The 15,369-nt window shown below is 67.2% G+C and carries 18 protein-coding genes; 9 read left to right on the plus strand and 9 right to left on the minus strand.

Annotated elements, in window-relative coordinates:
* Nucleotide 1 precedes the first annotated feature (1 nt).
* Both phoU and C1A30_RS17595 read left to right on the plus strand, forming a co-directional pair.
* Entirely contained in the window at nt 2-646 is a 645-nt protein-coding gene (phoU, locus tag C1A30_RS17590) for a phosphate signaling complex protein PhoU (RefSeq protein WP_101949472.1), read from the plus strand.
* A gap of 8 nt (nt 647-654) precedes the next feature.
* A complete protein-coding gene (locus C1A30_RS17595) occupies nt 655-1,113 on the plus strand; it encodes a hypothetical protein (RefSeq protein WP_101949473.1) in 459 nt (152 codons plus the stop codon).
* A 1-nt stretch (nt 1,114) separates the two neighbouring features.
* Here C1A30_RS17595 and C1A30_RS17600 read toward each other — a convergent pair whose 3' ends face one another.
* Complete coding sequence (locus C1A30_RS17600) at nt 1,115-1,855, minus strand: dienelactone hydrolase family protein (RefSeq protein ID WP_101949474.1); 741 nt, start codon at nt 1,853-1,855, stop codon at nt 1,115-1,117.
* Between the two features lie 43 nt (nt 1,856-1,898).
* Between C1A30_RS17600 and C1A30_RS17605 the strand changes: the two genes are divergently transcribed.
* From C1A30_RS17605 to C1A30_RS17615, 3 genes are read left to right on the plus strand one after another with little or no spacing between them, the layout of a single operon-like run.
* A complete protein-coding gene (locus C1A30_RS17605; RefSeq protein WP_101949475.1) occupies nt 1,899-2,699 on the plus strand; it encodes a thymidylate synthase in 801 nt (266 codons plus the stop codon).
* A 23-nt stretch (nt 2,700-2,722) separates the two neighbouring features.
* Nucleotides 2,723-3,244, plus strand: coding sequence for a dihydrofolate reductase (locus C1A30_RS17610; protein ID WP_235009954.1), 522 nt, complete (start codon nt 2,723-2,725; stop codon nt 3,242-3,244).
* 34 nt (nt 3,245-3,278) lie between these two features.
* Nucleotides 3,279-4,499: a winged helix-turn-helix domain-containing protein gene (locus C1A30_RS17615; RefSeq protein ID WP_101949477.1), complete on the plus strand. Its 1,221-nt coding sequence runs from the start codon at nt 3,279-3,281 to the stop codon at nt 4,497-4,499.
* 14 nt (nt 4,500-4,513) lie between these two features.
* On the opposite strand, the gene C1A30_RS17620 is transcribed toward C1A30_RS17615, so the two are convergent.
* Nucleotides 4,514-5,923, minus strand: coding sequence for an APC family permease (locus C1A30_RS17620; RefSeq protein WP_101949478.1), 1,410 nt, complete (start codon nt 5,921-5,923; stop codon nt 4,514-4,516).
* Between the two features lie 41 nt (nt 5,924-5,964).
* On the minus strand, nt 5,965-6,888 hold the full coding sequence (locus C1A30_RS17625) for a proline iminopeptidase-family hydrolase (protein ID WP_235009956.1): 924 nt from the start codon (nt 6,886-6,888) through the stop codon (nt 5,965-5,967).
* 66 nt (nt 6,889-6,954) lie between these two features.
* On the opposite strand from C1A30_RS17625, the gene C1A30_RS17630 reads away from it, so the two are divergent.
* Nucleotides 6,955-7,722, plus strand: coding sequence for a FadR/GntR family transcriptional regulator (locus C1A30_RS17630; RefSeq protein ID WP_101949480.1), 768 nt, complete (start codon nt 6,955-6,957; stop codon nt 7,720-7,722).
* On the opposite strand, the gene C1A30_RS17635 is transcribed toward C1A30_RS17630, so the two are convergent.
* Nucleotides 7,712-8,653, minus strand: coding sequence for a hypothetical protein (locus tag C1A30_RS17635; protein ID WP_101949481.1), 942 nt, complete (start codon nt 8,651-8,653; stop codon nt 7,712-7,714). The two genes, C1A30_RS17630 and C1A30_RS17635, sit on opposite strands and share 11 nt — an antisense overlap.
* Nucleotides 8,654-8,748: 95 nt before the next feature.
* Between C1A30_RS17635 and thyX the strand changes: the two genes are divergently transcribed.
* The 3 genes from thyX to C1A30_RS17650 all read left to right on the plus strand — a co-directional run bounded on the left by thyX (nt 8,749) and on the right by C1A30_RS17650 (nt 12,278).
* A complete protein-coding gene (gene thyX / locus C1A30_RS17640) occupies nt 8,749-9,501 on the plus strand; it encodes an FAD-dependent thymidylate synthase (RefSeq protein WP_101950277.1) in 753 nt (250 codons plus the stop codon).
* 198 nt (nt 9,502-9,699) lie between these two features.
* On the plus strand, nt 9,700-10,602 hold the full coding sequence (dapA, locus tag C1A30_RS17645) for a 4-hydroxy-tetrahydrodipicolinate synthase (RefSeq protein WP_101949482.1): 903 nt from the start codon (nt 9,700-9,702) through the stop codon (nt 10,600-10,602).
* Nucleotides 10,602-12,278, plus strand: coding sequence for a ribonuclease J (locus C1A30_RS17650; RefSeq protein ID WP_101949483.1), 1,677 nt, complete (start codon nt 10,602-10,604; stop codon nt 12,276-12,278). The genes dapA and C1A30_RS17650 overlap by 1 nt, the downstream gene beginning before the upstream one ends.
* 8 nt (nt 12,279-12,286) lie before the next feature.
* Here the strand turns inward: C1A30_RS17650 and C1A30_RS17655 are convergent, their stop codons facing one another.
* The 5 genes from C1A30_RS17655 to C1A30_RS17675 all read right to left on the minus strand — a co-directional run bounded on the left by C1A30_RS17655 (nt 12,287) and on the right by C1A30_RS17675 (nt 15,321).
* Nucleotides 12,287-12,625, minus strand: coding sequence for a hypothetical protein (locus C1A30_RS17655; RefSeq protein WP_142392621.1), 339 nt, complete (start codon nt 12,623-12,625; stop codon nt 12,287-12,289).
* Nucleotides 12,622-12,990 carry a hypothetical protein gene (locus C1A30_RS17660; protein WP_142392622.1) on the minus strand — a complete coding sequence of 123 codons (369 nt, stop codon included), beginning with the start codon at nt 12,988-12,990 and terminating at the stop codon, nt 12,622-12,624. The genes C1A30_RS17655 and C1A30_RS17660 overlap by 4 nt, the downstream gene beginning before the upstream one ends.
* A gap of 323 nt (nt 12,991-13,313) precedes the next feature.
* Nucleotides 13,314-14,186, minus strand: coding sequence for an SAM-dependent methyltransferase (locus C1A30_RS17665; protein WP_101949486.1), 873 nt, complete (start codon nt 14,184-14,186; stop codon nt 13,314-13,316).
* A gap of 2 nt (nt 14,187-14,188) precedes the next feature.
* Nucleotides 14,189-15,007: a mycofactocin-coupled SDR family oxidoreductase gene (locus C1A30_RS17670; protein ID WP_101949487.1), complete on the minus strand. Its 819-nt coding sequence runs from the start codon at nt 15,005-15,007 to the stop codon at nt 14,189-14,191.
* Nucleotides 15,007-15,321, minus strand: a complete 315-nt coding sequence (locus tag C1A30_RS17675; RefSeq protein WP_101949488.1) for a putative quinol monooxygenase — start codon at nt 15,319-15,321, stop codon at nt 15,007-15,009. Before C1A30_RS17675 ends, C1A30_RS17670 begins: the two co-directional genes overlap by 1 nt.
* Between the last annotated feature and the right edge of the window lie 48 nt (nt 15,322-15,369).

Raw genomic sequence — 15,369 nt, forward strand, 5'->3', positions numbered from 1 at the left:
CATGCGGACCGCGTTTCATGAGCAGCTCGACGCGCTAGCCGCCGACATCGCCGACATCTGCGGGATGGCGGGCACGGCGATGGAACGCGCGACGCAGGCCCTGCTGCAGGCGGACCTGGTGCTGGCCGAGGACGTCATCTCGACACATGAGGCGTTCGCGGCGCGGATCAGGAAGGCCGAGGAAGCGGCGATCACGGTCCTTGCGCTGCAGGCGCCGGTGGCAGGCGACCTGCGTTTGGTCGTCAGTTCGTTGTCCAACCTCGCCGACGTCGACCGGATGGGTGCGCTCGCATTGCACGTCGCCAAGTTGACGCGCCGCCGCCACCCCGCGAAGGCGTTGCCTGAGGAGGTCAACGGCTACTTCACCGAAATGGGGCGGATCGCGGTCGACATCGGCAACAGCGTGAAAGACGTTGTGCAGTCCGGTGATCCGGATCGGGCGGCGCAGCTCGACGATGACGACGACGACATGGACAACCTGCACCGGCACCTGTTCACCGTGCTGATGGACCGCGAGTGGAAACACGGGGTGGCCGCCGCCGTCGACGTGACGTTGCTGGGCCGCTACTACGAACGGTTCGCCGACCACGCCGTCGAGATCGGCCGCCGCGTCATCTTCCAGGCCACCGGTCAACCGACGGAATAGGACAGCACATGCCCGGAATCGCCGAACTCGCGTTGGGCGCAGCGCCGATCGCCGGCGGAGCCTTGTTGGGTGTCGCTGCGGGAAACCTCAAGCCGCCGGACGTCCGCGGCAACATCGTCAAGGACATGGACCTGCTGGAACGGATTCCCGTCGAACAAGCCGAACTCAGGGCGCGCCTGAAAGACAGCATCGATCGACGGATAGATGCGCTCATCAAGGCAGACGAGCGCAGCCGCGAACTGCGCATCGCGGCCATGTCCTACAGCGGCAACTGGCGCGACATCGTCGTGTTCGTCTGCGCCGTGCTGTTCACGATCGTCTGGTGGAACGTCAGCCACAGCCGGGCCAACTGGCTGGTGATGTTCGTCGTGATGATCATCGTCTCGGTCGTCGCAGGCATCTATGCGGGCCGCGGCCTGTTACGCGTCGTCCGCCGGTTGCTGCACCGCAACGACGCAGGCGAATGACTCAATTGGGCAGTGCCGACGCGAACAACTCCTGCAGCGCGATCCAGTGCCGCTCGGCGGCGGCCTCGTCGTAGGGCGCGTTGTCGGGCACGGCGAAACCGTGTGCGGCCGGATAGAACTCGACCGTGTGCGTGACGTTGGCCGCTGTCAGCGCCTTGTCCAGCGTCTCGGCCTGTTCTGCGGTGAACGACGCGTCGTTCTCGGCGCCGGCGACATAGACGGTCGCCTTCATCCGGTCGGCGAGCAGGTGGGGGCTGTTCGCGTCGTCGGTGACCAGGCCACCGCCGTGGAACGACCCGGCGGCGGCCACCCGATCGGGCAACTTGCCCGCGACGATCACCGACGTGCGTCCGCCCATGCAGTATCCGCAGACACCGAAGGCGTCGCCCTTGACCTCGGGTCGCGAGGCCAGGAAGTCGAAGAACGCGGACGCGTCGGCGGCCATCATGTCGGGCGTGATGCTGCCGATCATCCCGAACAAGCGCTTGCGCTCGCTCTGGTCGGAGAACACGGTTCGCATATCGAACGGCTGCCAGTCGCCGTGGCGGTAGTAGACGTCGGGCAGCAGCACGGCGTGGCCGTAGCCGGCCAGGCGGTCGGCCATCTCCTGAAAGGTGGGCCGGACGCCGCCGGCGTCGACGTACATCACGACAGCCGACCAGGGGCCGGGGCCGTTGGGGGTGTGCAGGGTCACGGGGCAGGCGCCGTCGGGAGTGGTGACGGTGGCGGAGATGGTCGGCATGGCTTCCGTTCTACTCGCCGGGCCTCGACGTAAGCTGAGCGACGTGCCCATCGCCACGCCGTACGAGGATCTGCTCCGGCTGGTGCTCGAGCGCGGCACCCCGAAAGCGGACCGCACCGGCACCGGCACCCGCAGCCTGTTCGGCCACCAGATGCGCTACGACCTGTCGGCCGGCTTCCCGTTGATCACCACCAAAAAGGTGCACACCAAGTCGATCGTCTACGAGTTGCTGTGGTTTCTGCGGGGCGACTCCAACGTGCGTTGGCTGCAGGACCGCGGCGTCACGATCTGGGACGAATGGGCCAGCGAGACAGGCGATCTGGGTCCGGTGTACGGCGTGCAGTGGCGGTCGTGGCCCACGCCGTCGGGTGAGCACATCGACCAGATCAGCGCGGCGGTCGAATTGCTCAGGGCCGATCCGGACTCGCGGCGCAACATCGTCTCGGCCTGGAACGTCGGCGAGATCCCGCAGATGGCGTTGCCGCCGTGCCACGCGTTCTTCCAGTTCTACGTCGCCGACGGGAGGCTGTCCTGCCAGCTGTATCAGCGCAGCGCCGACCTGTTCCTCGGCGTGCCGTTCAACATCGCCAGCTACGCGCTGCTCACCCACATGATGGCCGCGCAGGCCGCCCTCGAGGTGGGCGAGTTCATCTGGACCGGCGGCGACTGCCACATCTACGACAACCACGTCGAGCAGGTCACCGAACAACTCAGTCGCCGGCCGCGGCCATACCCGGAACTCGTTCTGGCGCCGCGTGATTCGATCTTCGACTACACCTACGACGATATCGTCATCAAGAACTACGACCCGCATCCGGCGATCAAGGCGCCCGTCGCTGTATGACTCTCGGCGCCGAACGTGAAGATTTGCTCGAAAATTCGACGGAAAATCGCGCACAAGCTCACGTTCGCCAGCTCGGGCTGATCTGGGCCCAGTCGACCTCGGGTGTGATCGGTCGCGACGGCGGCATCCCGTGGCGGCTGCCCGAGGACCAGGCCCGGTTCAAGGAGCTGACCCTCGGACACACCGTGGTGATGGGGCGGCTGACGTGGGAATCGCTGCCCGCGAAGGTGCGCCCGCTGCCGGGCCGGCGCAACATCGTCGTCACCCGGCAGGCCGACTACGCCGCCGACGGCGCGCAGGTGGTGCAGACGCTGGACGGCGCGCTCGGCGACGACGCGGTCTGGGTGATCGGCGGCGCGCAGATCTACGCGCTGGCGCTGCCCGCCGCGACCCGGTGCGAGGTCACCGAGGTGGAGATCGACCTGCCGCGCCGGGACGCCGACGCGGTGGCGCCGGTGCTCGACGAGACCTGGATCGGCACCAGCGGGGAGTGGCTCACCAGCGCCTCAGGGCTGCGCTACCGGTACCACAGCTACAGCCGCTAGAGCGGTTGTCGGTGGCGTACTGCAGGATGACGAGGTGCCGACCAGACTGACGGCCGCCCAGGCGCGCCGTATCGCCGTCGCCGCGCAGGGCTTCACCGAGCCCAAGCCGCGCGGGCCCGTCACCCGCGCGCACCTGCGGCGGCTCATCTCGCGGATACAGGTGCTGCAACTGGACTCGGTGTCGGTGGCGGTGCGCGCCCACTATGCACCGGTGTTCAGCAGGCTCGGGCCCTATGACCGCACCGTGCTCGACCGCGCGGCCTGGAGCCACTCGGCTCGGTCGCCACGCCTGCTGGTGGAGTACTGGGCGCACGAGGCGGCACTGATGGCGGTCGACGACTGGCCGCTGCTGCGTTGGCGGATGCGCGAATACACCCACGGCCGCTGGGGCACCCACATCGTCAAGGACAACCCGAAGCTCGTCGAGGACGTCATCGCGGCGGTCAAGGAGATCGGGCCGTCGACCGCCGGGCAGATCGAGGCCCACCTCGGTGCCGCGCAACGCGGCCGCAAGGGGCCGTGGTGGGACCGCAGCGACACCAAATGGGTGACCGAGGCGCTGTTCGCCGCGGGCGTGCTGACCACGGAGACCCGTGTCGGCTTCGCGCGCCACTACGATCTGGTGGAGAACGTGCTGCCACCGGAGGTGGTGGCCCGCCAGGTCGACGACGAGCAGGCGGTGCGTGAACTCACGATGAGGGCCGCCACAGCGTTGGGCGTTGGCACCGAAACCGACATCCGGGACTACTTCCGGCTGTCGCCCAAGCTGTCCAAACCGGCGATCGCCAAACTCGTCGCGGACGGTGCCCTCGAAGAGGTCGAGGTCGCCGGCTGGACCGCCCCGGCGTATCTGCCTGCGGGACAGGGGATTCCGCGGCGGGACCGCGGAACCGCGCTGCTCTGCCCGTTCGACCCGCTGATCTTCTTCCGGCCGAGGGTCGAGCGGCTGTTCGGCTTCCACTACCGCATCGAGATCTACGTGCCGGCGCCGAAACGCCAATTCGGTTACTACGTCTGGCCGTTTCTGCTCGACGGCCGACTCGTCGGTCGCGTCGACCTGAAGGCCGAGCGCGCCCGCGGCGCGCTGCACGTCGTCGGCGCGTTCGCCGAACCCAACCAGGACAAGTCGCGGGTGGCCGAGGCGCTGGCCGGGCAACTGCAGACGATGGCGTCCTGGCTGGAGCTGTCCGACGTCACCGTCGCCGCCAACGGCGACCTGTCCAAGCAGCTACGGGCGGCCGTCAACCGGCTGTGAACAGCCGGGCCGGCTCACCGCAGTGCGCCCTCGGCGTTCGGTTGTCCCTCGCCGGGCACCGCCGACTCTCCGCTGAATTTTGGCACGCCGCGGCCGCGCACCTTGTTCACGATGAACACTCCCGCGCCGACGCACAGCCAGACCAGCCCGCCGACCTTCGCGAGGTAGTCCGCGTTGAACAGCACGTAGCCGATGATCAGGAAGCCGAGCGTCGGAACCACCAGATGCAGCAGGTAGTTCTTCGACTTCTTGCGTCCGATGTAGTACCAGATGACCGACACGTGCAGCAGGCAGAAGGCAAACAGCGCACCGAAATTCACCAGCGACGAGATGAGCTCGATCTGCCCGACGAAGAACAGCACCAGCACCACGCTGATCGCGCTGACCACCAGGATCGCGGCCATCGGCACCTGACGCGCGCTCACCTTCGACAAGAAACTCGGCAACTGCCGGTCGCGACTCATCGAGTACAGCAGTCGACTGGTCGCCGCCTGCGCGGCCATCGCGTTGGCGAAACCGACAGCGAGCACGTTCACGACGAAGAACGCGTTCATCCACCCGGTGCTCGACGCCGCCTCGACCAGTTTGAAGAACGCGTTGCCCGCTTCGTCGTCGCTGAACGACGACCGCCCACCTGCCAGCAGGCTGGCCAGCCACGTCTGCCCGATGAACAGGAACGCCACGATGAACAGCGCGCCGACCATCGCCTTGCCCGCCGGGTTGCGATCACCGGTGGATTCCTCCGCGAGTGTCGAAATACCGTCGAAGCCAAGGAAACTCAGCACGGCGATGGACAATGCAGCCGCCAGTAGCGGCGCGCTGACAGTTTCCGGATTCCAGATCGGCGTGGTGCTCCAATGCACATTGGGCAGCCGTTCGCCGCTGATGGCGCGCACCGCGATCACGACGAAGATCGCCAGGAAAGCCAATTCCAGCGCCAGGAAGACACGGTTGGCCATCTTCAGCGAATCGACACCGAGCAGGTTGATCACGGTGTTGACGGCGACGAACAGCAGCGCCCACACCCACCGCGGGGTGCCGGGGAACAAGCCGATCATCGACTCCGCCGCCAACACGTACAGCAGCGTCGGCACCAACAGATAGTCGAGCAGAATCGCCCAGCCCGCGAAAAAGCCGACGCCCGAATGGATTCCGCGGCCCACGTAGGCGAACACCGAACCCGCCAGCGGGAACGACTTCGCCATCTGCGCGTAGGCCAACGCGGTGAACACCATCGCCACCAGGCCGATCAGATAGACCAGCGGCACCATGCCTTTGGCGCTGTTGTAGACGACGCCGAAGATCGTCCACGGCGCGATCGGCACCATGAACACCAGCCCGTACACCAGCAGATCGAAGGTCGATACCGATCGGTGCAATTCCTGCTTGTAGCCGAAGGATTCGAGCGTGCGCTGATCGGCCATGACCGTCCTATCCGAAGGTGAGAGTGGGTGGGGGCTGGAGGTTAGCTGCGGGCCGAGGCGTCGCGCGCGGCGTCGTGGCTGGCCAGGAAGTCGCCGACGACGGCGCGGAACTCTTCGGGCTTCTCGAGGTGCGAGCAGTGGCTGGTGTCGGGGAACACGTGGCTGCGCGCGTCGGGGATGAGCTCGGCGTAGGGCTGCCAGGCGGCGGGCACCGCCTCGTCGAACTCGCCCGCGATCACCAGCGCCGGCGCGGTGATCTGCGGCAGCCGGTCGATGATCGTCCAGCCACGCAGAGTGCCCAGCACGTAGAACTCGTTGGGCCCGTTCATGGTGTGGTAGACCGTCGGCTCGGCCTCCATCTGGGTGATGGTGTCGACCAGGTCCTGCGGCATCGGGTCGACCCGGCACAGGTGCCGCAGGTAGAACTCGTTGGTGGCCTGTACGTACTCCGGATCGCCGTAGTTGCCGGTCTCCTCGTGGCGGGTCAGCGCCGCCTGGGTCTCGGCTGGCAGTTGGGCCCGCAGTTGCGCGCAGCCCGCCATCCACAGCTCCATCGACGCGGGCGAATTGCAGATCGCCAGCGAGGCGAGCCCCTGCGGTTGGCGGACCGCGATCTCGGCGCCCAGCATGCCGCCCCAGGACTGGCCGAGCACGTGGTACTCGTCGATGCCCAGCGCGGTGCGCACGGCGTGGAACTCCTCGACGAACAGGTCCGGGGTCCAGAAGTCGGCGGGCGCGTCCGGGAGATGGCTGCTGTTACCGCAGCCGATCTGGTCGTAGTGGATGACCGTCCGCCCGGTCTCCGCGGCCAGGCCGGCGATGTTGCGCACGTAGTTGTGCGCCATTCCCGGGCCGCCGTGCAGCACAAACAGCGGCAGGGCGCCCTCGCGCGCGTCGTCGGGTGCGGTGATCTGCACCCAGGTTTCGTGGTCGCGGAACGGCACCGTCCTGGTCGTCGAAGTCATGGCGGACAGCATGGACCCGTAAAGGTCTCATGACAAGACCATTGATCGAGATTTAACATTTCCGCCATGGCGCACATCGGTGCATCCGCGACCCCGGGTTTGCTCCAGCAGCAGCTGGACAGCTCATCCCGGGTCGACGAGATCACCGACCGGCTGATCACCGCGATCGCGATCGGCGAGTATCTGCCCGGCGCTCGGCTACCGGTGGAACGGGATCTCGCCGCGTCGCTGGGGGTCGGCAGGATGACGGTGCGGGCCGCGCTGGCGCGGTTGCTGGACCGCGGCCTCATCGAAACCCGGCGCGGTCGCGGCGGCGGGTCCTATGTGCTCGACCAGTGGCCCGAGTCGTCGACCGACGCGGTGGGCCGCACCCTGCGCGCGCGACTCGACGACCTGCGCGACCGCTGCGACGCGATATGCCGTCTGCAGGGCACCGTCTGTCGCGCAGCAGCGGAGTCCAGGTCCGAGTACGACATGTCGGTGCTGCGCACCCGTTTCGAGGCGTACCGGACCGCCGACAGCGGGCTTGCCGCGCAGCAAGCCGACAGCAGATTTCATCTGGCGATCATGGATGCCGCCCACAACGACGTCCTCAAACAGGTGCTGCTCGACCTGAAAGCCACCGTCAGCATCGGTTCACCCGCACACCCCTGGGGTGAGCCAACGACCATGCGCAGCATGGAATTACGCGCGCTGCGGGAGCACGAGCAGTTGGTGCAGGCGATCGCCGACGGCCGCGGTGACGACGCCGAGCATCTGGCACGTCATCACGGCGCGATCGACTTCGAGCTCATCACCACCGCGATGCACCGCGCGGGCGTGCTCACCGACTGACGCCGTCGCTTTCGAACTCGGGCGGACGATCGTCACCGCGCGAGAACGACAGGCTGGCGCTTTGCAGCACCACGACGAGCGTGCAGACCAGCACGAGCACCTTGGCCTGGTTGGCCCCGATGTGGGCGCCGACGGAGAGTCGGCCCAGCATGGCCGTGCGCCACACCGCGTAGGCGACGAGCGCGAGGCTGGTGTAGGGCAGGTAGGTCAACGCCGTCGACACCACCCTGGTCACAGTGGCGCTCAGACCCTGCGGCGGTTCGGTGGCCCGCCGCCAGCGGAACCCGATCAGCCACATCGCCAGGCAGAGTGCGAACACCGTCGGTATCAACCACGTCATCACGTTGTGCGCGAAGTTCCACAGCGACGCGCTGGCGTCGGTCCAGCCCGGGGCCAGCGATTCGTGCGGCCCGACCGGCTGCTGCGGCGGGTTGGCCAACGACAGCGCGAGCTCGTCGAGGCTGGCGACGATGAAGGAGACCACGACGGGCGGCGCGAGCACCGCGACGATGAAGCGGAAGTGCACACCCAGCGTGGCCGCTGAAATCAGTTGCACCGCACCGAAAAGCAGTGTGTAGACCGAGAAATGGAAGGCCACCCCGGCGAGCACTTCCTTCGACAACGCCCGGCCGCTGATGAGCGCGCAGCCCTCTTCGCCCGACAGTAACGAGAACAGCGTCGCCGCAGTGATCAGGCCGACGCAGGCGCTGCCCAACGCGGTGAGGAAGCGGTTGTCCTGACGGTGCTCGATCGCGGCGTCGATCGCGCCGTCCCGCCGGTGCTGGCGGTTCAACACGAGCATGATGGCCAGGAACGCGAAGCCGGCCAACACCCCGGCGAGCCCGGAGTAGTTGCTCGCGGCCTGGGAGAAGTCGAATTGCATCCACAAGTCGCAGGAGGACGCCTCACGCAGAAAATGGATGCCGACCATGAATCTCCAGCTAACAGGTTGGAGTACCTCGACCGCGCAAACGTAGCAGGTGACGGGCGTCGCCGGTGCGCATTGCCGCCGGATACTGTGTGCTCGTGGCCGAGACCGCGCCGCTGCGCGTGCAACTGATCGCCAAGACCGACTTCTTGGCGCCGCCGGACGTGCCGTGGAGCACGGATGCCGACGGCGGCCCGGCGCTGGTCGAGTTCGCCGGGCGGGCCTGCTACCAGAGCTGGTCGAAGCCCAATCCGAAGACCGCTACCAACGCGGCTTACCTGCGGCACATCATCGACGTCGGTCACTTTTCGGTGCTCGAGCACGCGTCGGTGACCTTCTACATCACCGGCATCTCGCGGTCATGCACGCATGAGCTGATCCGGCATCGGCATTTCTCGTATTCGCAGCTGTCCCAGCGGTTCGTGCCCGAACACGACGCGCAGGTCGTCGTGCCGCCGGGGATGGAGGACGACGAGGAACTGCAGACCATTTTCACGGCCGCCGCCGACGCCAGCCGCGCCACCTACACCGAACTGCTGGCCAAATTGGAGGCCAAGTTCGCCGATCAGCCGAACGCGGTGCTGCGCCGCAAACAGGCTCGACAGGCTGCGCGTGCGGTGCTGCCCAACGCGACCGAGACGCGCATCGTTGTGACCGGGAACTACCGGGCCTGGCGGCATTTCATCGCGATGCGGGCCAGCGAGCACGCCGATGTGGAGATCCGCCGGCTGGCCATCGAATGCCTGCGCCAGCTGATCGACATCGCGCCGCAGGTGTTCTCAGACTTCGAGATCTCCGAGCTTGCTGACGGGACAGAGGTGGCGACGTCGCCGCTAGCCACGGAGGCGTAGCCGGAGCTGGCCAGACCTGAGCCACGGAGGCGTAGCCGGAGCTGGCCAGACCTGAGCCACGGAGGCGTAGCCGGAGCTGGCCAGACCTGAGCCACGGAGGCGTAGCCGGAGCTGGCCAGACCTGAGCAACGGAGGCGTGACGGGGCCGGGCGTATATAGCTACGGAACGCTGAGGTTGAGCGGGTAATCTTGGTGCCCGTGAGTACCAGCGGAATCGACGTGACCACCCGATTGGGCACCGTGCTGACGGCGATGGTCACGCCGTTCAAGCCCGACGGGTCGCTGGACACCGACGCCGCGGCCCGCCTCGCCACCCACCTCGTCGACGCAGGCTGTGACGGCCTGGTGCTGTTCGGCACCACAGGGGAGTCGCCGACCACCACCGACGACGAGAAGCTCACGCTGCTGCGGGCGGTGCTGGAGGCGGTCGGTGACCGGGCCCGGATCGTCGCAGGCGCGGGCAGCTACGACACCGCGCACAGCGTGCGTCTGGCCAAGCAGTGCGCGGCCGCTGGCGCGCACGGCCTGCTGGTGGTCACCCCGTACTACTCGCGGCCACCGCAGGCCGGGTTGGTCGCCCACTTCACCGCGGTGGCCGACGCCACCGATCTGCCGGTGATTCTCTACGACATCCCGCCGCGCTCGGTCGTGCCGATCGAATGGGACACCATCCGCACGCTCGCCGAGCATCCGAACATCGTTGCCGTCAAGGACGCGAAGGGCGATCTGCACGGCGGCGGACAGATCATCGCCGAGACCGGGCTGGCGTACTACTCGGGTGACGACGCGCTGAACCTGCCGTGGCTGGCGATGGGTGCGGTCGGCTTCGTCAGCGTCTGGGGGCATCTGGCCGCGGGCCAGCTGCGAGACATGTTGTCGGCGTTCGTCTCTGGCGATGTCGCGACAGCCCGCAAGATCAACGTCACGCTCGGGCCGCTCAGCGGGGCCCAGGCCAGACTCGGCGGCGTCACACTGGCCAAGGCGGGGCTGCGCCTACAGGGCATCGAGGTCGGTGATCCGCGGTTGCCTCAGATTCCGGCCACCGAAGAGCAGATCGAGGCGTTGGCGGCCGATATGCGTGCCGCCGCGGTGCTGCGCTAGTGAACGAAGAACTCAAGCCGCCGGGGCCACTGGCTCCTGGCGGTCTGCGGGTGACCGCGCTCGGCGGCATCAGCGAAATCGGCCGCAACATGACCGTTTTCGAGCATCTGGGCAGGTTGCTGATCGTCGACTGCGGCGTGCTGTTTCCCGGTCACGACGAGCCCGGTGTCGACCTGATCCTGCCCGATCTGCGCCACGTCGAGGACCGCCTCGACGACGTGGAGGCGCTGGTGCTCACGCATGCGCACGAGGACCACATCGGCGCAATTCCGTTCCTGCTCAAGTTGCGTGCCGACATTCCGGTGGTCGGCTCCAAGTTCACGCTCGCGCTGGTGGCGGAGAAGTGCCGCGAGCACCGCATCAAGCCCGTGTTCGTCGAGGTCGACGAAGGCCAGAGTTCGCGGCACGGTGTGTTCGAGTGCGAGTACTTCCACGTCAACCATTCGATTCCGGGTTGTCTGGCGATCGCGATACACACCGGCGCAGGCACCGTGCTGCACACCGGCGACATCAAGCTCGACCAACTGCCGCTGAACGACCGGCCGACCGACCTGCCGGGTATGTCGCGGCTTGGCGACGCCGGGGTGGACCTGTTCCTCTGCGACTCAACGAATTCCGAGATTCCCGGGGTCGGCCCGTCGGAGAGCGAGATCGGGCCGAACATGCATCGGCTGATCCGCGGCGCCGAAGGCCGGGTCATCGTGGCGTGCTTCGCCTCCAATGTGGCGCGGGTGCAGCAGATCATCGACGCATCGGTGGCGCTGGGCCGCAAGGTGTCGTTCGTGGGCCGGTCGATGGTGCGCAACATGGGCATCGCCAGGGAACTCGGTTATCTCCGGGTCGACACCGACGACGTGATCGACATCGGTGCCGCGGAGATGATGGCGCCCGAGCGGATCACGCTGATCACCACCGGCACGCAGGGTGAGCCGATGGCGGCGTTGTCGCGGATGTCGCGTGGTGAGCATCGCAGCATCACCCTGACCTCGGGTGACCTGATCATCATGTCGTCGTCGCAGATCCCCGGCAACGAGGAAGCGATTTTCGGTGTCCTTGACGCGTTGGCCAAGATCGGGGTCCGGGTCGTCACCAACGCCCAAGTGCGGGTACATGTTTCGGGCCACGCCTACGCGGGTGAGCTGCTGTTTCTGTACAACGCGGTACGCCCTCGCAACGTGATGCCGGTGCACGGGACGTGGCGGATGCTGCGCGCAAACGCGAACCTGGCCGAGCGAACGGGTGTCGATCCGCAGGCGATCATGCTGGCGGAGAACGGCGTCAGCGTCGACCTGGTGGCGGGCAGGGCGTCGATCGCGGGCGCGGTGCCCACCGGCAAGATGTTCGTCGACGGATTGATCACCGGTGACGTCGGCGACGCGACGCTGGGCGAGCGCCTCGTGCTGTCGTCGGGTTTCATCGCGGTGACGGTGGTGGTGCGCCGTGGCACCGGCAAGCCCGCCGCACCCGCGCATCTGCATTCGCGGGGCTTCTCAGAGGATCCGAAGGCCCTTGAGCCGGTGGCCCGCAAGGTGGAGGCTGAGCTGGAAGCCCTTGCCGCCGAGCGCATCACCGAGACAACGCGGATCGCACAGGCGGTCCGCCGCGTCGTCGGCAAGTGGGTGGGGGAGACCTACCGCAGGCAGCCGATGATCGTGCCGACGGTCATCGAAATCTGACGGGATTCTCAGCCGAGGCCGGGTGGTGGGGCCGGTTCGAACGTCTGGGTGACGACCCCCGGCTGCAGCGCGGGTCGGCCGTGCTGCAGGGCCAAGCCGGCACAATCATAACTCGAGTAGAGGTACTTACCGTCCTTGTCGTAGTACCTGGTCTCGGTCCATTCGCCGCCAGCCAGACTGCAGCAGAGCCGCTTGTTCGACCCGCGGCCGACGCATTCCTCGTAGGAAGCCTTGCTGCCCACGGGTGCCGCGCACGCGGTCGCTGGGTGTACGACAGCGCTGCCTGCCACTATGGCCGCCGCGAGGACGAGGGCCGCCAGTACCAGTCGGGGCCAGAGTGATCTCATGATTTGTCTCCTGGTTGGTTGCTCGGCACCCGCGTGACGGGAGATATTGCGGGCGAGAGTGTTTGGACTACGAGGCCCGGCGGTACCCGTACGATCCGGGGCGGAGGATCGCAGCGCGGTGCTTGTCCGGGCTGCTGCTCGTGCCACACACCGCCGAATGAGATGCAGCATTGGCGCACCCCGTAGTACCAGCTGACGTAGTCGTCCTCGCGTTGGGCCTCATAGCCTTCCGCGCAGTTGTTGAATGCCGCCTGATCCCACTGCCGGGCCTGCGCGGTGGTGATCGGTAGAGCACCGACGACGCCGGCGCCCAGCGTGCTCGCCGTCGCAAACACGATTGCGGCGATGAATTTCACGATTGACATGGTCGGTTCCTTCCGGGGATGACCAACGGGACGTTGAGGTCGCAGCCGCCGTGAGCCGAGTGTGTCCAGGCGTCCAGGCATGCCATGGATTTCCAGATCCGCCTGCGCGCCGACCATCCGCATGAGCAGGCCGCGACGTTGCTTCCGATGTGCGACCGGTAGACCGTCGTGCACCCGAGTGCACGCATCAGTGGCGCGGTGTCCATGCGTGTCATGTCAGCAATAGTCGGCAGCGCCGACCCGCGACAAAACGGGCGTCGCGCCCGTACCCGCGCAACGCCGTTAGGGATTACCGCGAACGCGACCGACTAGGGGATTAGGGGCTAGGCCTTTTCCGCGTACGCGGTCCACTCGAGCTGCGAGGCACCCAGCTTGCGACCGGTCGGGCGGATGTAGGTGCGCAGGTAGTAGTCCGGTCCGGCCTGCTCGACCAGCCGCCAGCCGTACTCGGCGACGAAATCGGCGACCGCGTCGGGATCCAGCCCGAACCGCCACACCTGCCGGCGCCGACGGAAACGTCTGTAGAGGATTTCGGCGCCGTACATGTTCACCCCGTCGATGAAGTCCTTGCGGACATAGGTGAACACCAGACGGCTTCCCTTGGCCACGCCCCGCAGCGCGACCATTGTCGCGCGAACCGCATCCTCGGTCAGGTACTGCGTCACGCCCTCCCAGATGAAGAACGTGCGTGCATCGGGGCGGTAACCGTGCGCCGTCAGCGTGCCCACCAGGTCGTCGCGCTCGAAATCCAACGGCACCAGGTGAACCGATGCAGGCACCCCGCCGATCGCCCGCTCGACGGCGGCGCGCTTGCGCTCGATGTTGACGCCGAGATCGACCTCGAAGACCGGAAGGTTGCTGCGACGTGCGAGACGACAGGCCCTGGTGTCCATGCCCGCGCCGAGGTCGACGACGGCGTCGATGTCACCCAGGATTTCGTCGAGCTTGTCGTCGATGAACCGCTTCCTGCACGCGATCAGCGACCACGAACCGGGCACCGCGCGCTCACCGGCCGCGATCGTCAGGCGACGCAGCACCGGCGCGCGCATCGCGCGGACGACGGCGCGTTGACCGGCGGGCAGGAACGCCAGCGCCAGGTCGTCGAACACCAAGCGTCGGTCCGGCGGCTCGAACTGCTCGATCGCCGCCTGCGCCATCGGGCCGAAGGCGGTCTGGGCGGCCGGATTTCGCGTCATCGTCAGCGTTTGTTGACGTACCCCGCGTCGACCGGCAATGTCACACCGGTGACGTAGCGCGCCTCGTCGGACACCAGCCATGCGACCGCCGCCGCGATGTCCTCCGGCTGGAGTATCTGGACCGGCATCGCATTGCCCATGTCCGGCGGCCGCTCCGACTGTGCGATCACGTTGGCCAGCCACTGGCGAGTGTGGTCGTTGTCGATCATCGGGGTGAGCACCCCGCTGGGGTGAATCGAGTTGACCCGAATACTGTGCGGCGCAAGGTGATTGGCGTAGGCCCGCATCAGTCCGACGATACCGTGTTTGGCCGCGGTGTAGCCGAGCGAGCCCGGGTCGCCGCCGCCGATGCCGACCAGGCCCGCCGCCGAACTGATCAGCACGATCGACCCGCCGTCGCCCTGTTTGATCATCGTGGGCATCGACACCTCGACTGTGTTGTGTACCCCGGTCAGGTTGACGTCGATGACGTCTCGCCAGCCCTGCGCCCCCGACTCCATCGGCGCGATGCCGGCGTTCGCCACCACGATGTCGAGCCTGCCCAACGCGTCGACGCCGGACTGCAACACCGATGCCAGCGCCGCCTGATCGCGAACGTCCGCCTCGGCCGCGACGATTCGGGCGCCGGTGTCCTCGACGAGTTTGACGGTGGCGGCCAGATCGTCGGCGGTGGCCATCGGATAGGGCACCGAAGCGATCTGGTCGCAGATGTCGACTGCGATGATGTTCGCGCCGTCGGCGGCCAACCGGATCGCCTCGGCGCGCCCCTGACCACGGGCAGCGCCGGTGATGAACGCGACTTTGCCTGCCAGGGAAGGCATTACGGTCGCAGCTGACCCTTGCTGGGATCGCCGGCGACGACCGGCTGCAACACCTTGATGTCTGGTGCGCCGTCGAGGAGCTCACCGATGGTGCCGAACAGGGTGGCGACCGCGGGCGCGGCGCTGTGCGTCTGCAACGCGTCCGCGTCGGCCCACTGCTCGACGAAGACGAATGTGCCGTCGGCTTCGTGCAGCGAGTACAGATCGCAACCGGGCTCGGAATGCACCGCCTCGATGGCCTGTGTGCACGCGTTGCGGACCGCGTCCACCGACTCGGGCTTGGCTTTCATGGTGGCGACGACGGTGACGGGCATGGGACTCCTCGCTGAGTGCGGCTGGACGGTTGCCTAGCCTACCTACAA

The organism is Mycobacterium sp. 3519A (assembly GCF_900240945.1).
Taxonomy (GTDB): domain Bacteria; phylum Actinomycetota; class Actinomycetes; order Mycobacteriales; family Mycobacteriaceae; genus Mycobacterium.

Coding starts and splice junctions, on each gene's coding strand:
- phoU (WP_101949472.1), top strand. CDS start 2: ATGCGGACCGCGTTTCATGAGCAGCTCGACGCGCTAGCCGCCGACATC.
- C1A30_RS17595 (WP_101949473.1), top strand. CDS start 655: ATGCCCGGAATCGCCGAACTCGCGTTGGGCGCAGCGCCGATCGCCGGC.
- C1A30_RS17600 (WP_101949474.1), bottom strand. CDS start 1,855: ATGCCGACCATCTCCGCCACCGTCACCACTCCCGACGGCGCCTGCCCC.
- C1A30_RS17620 (WP_101949478.1), bottom strand. CDS start 5,923: ATGGCCGATCAGCGCACGCTCGAATCCTTCGGCTACAAGCAGGAATTG.
- C1A30_RS17625 (WP_235009956.1), bottom strand. CDS start 6,888: ATGACTTCGACGACCAGGACGGTGCCGTTCCGCGACCACGAAACCTGG.
- C1A30_RS17630 (WP_101949480.1), top strand. CDS start 6,955: ATGGCGCACATCGGTGCATCCGCGACCCCGGGTTTGCTCCAGCAGCAG.
- C1A30_RS17635 (WP_101949481.1), bottom strand. CDS start 8,653: ATGGTCGGCATCCATTTTCTGCGTGAGGCGTCCTCCTGCGACTTGTGG.
- C1A30_RS17655 (WP_142392621.1), bottom strand. CDS start 12,625: ATGAGATCACTCTGGCCCCGACTGGTACTGGCGGCCCTCGTCCTCGCG.
- C1A30_RS17660 (WP_142392622.1), bottom strand. CDS start 12,990: ATGTCAATCGTGAAATTCATCGCCGCAATCGTGTTTGCGACGGCGAGC.
- C1A30_RS17665 (WP_101949486.1), bottom strand. CDS start 14,186: ATGACGCGAAATCCGGCCGCCCAGACCGCCTTCGGCCCGATGGCGCAG.
- C1A30_RS17670 (WP_101949487.1), bottom strand. CDS start 15,007: ATGCCTTCCCTGGCAGGCAAAGTCGCGTTCATCACCGGCGCTGCCCGT.
- C1A30_RS17675 (WP_101949488.1), bottom strand. CDS start 15,321: ATGCCCGTCACCGTCGTCGCCACCATGAAAGCCAAGCCCGAGTCGGTG.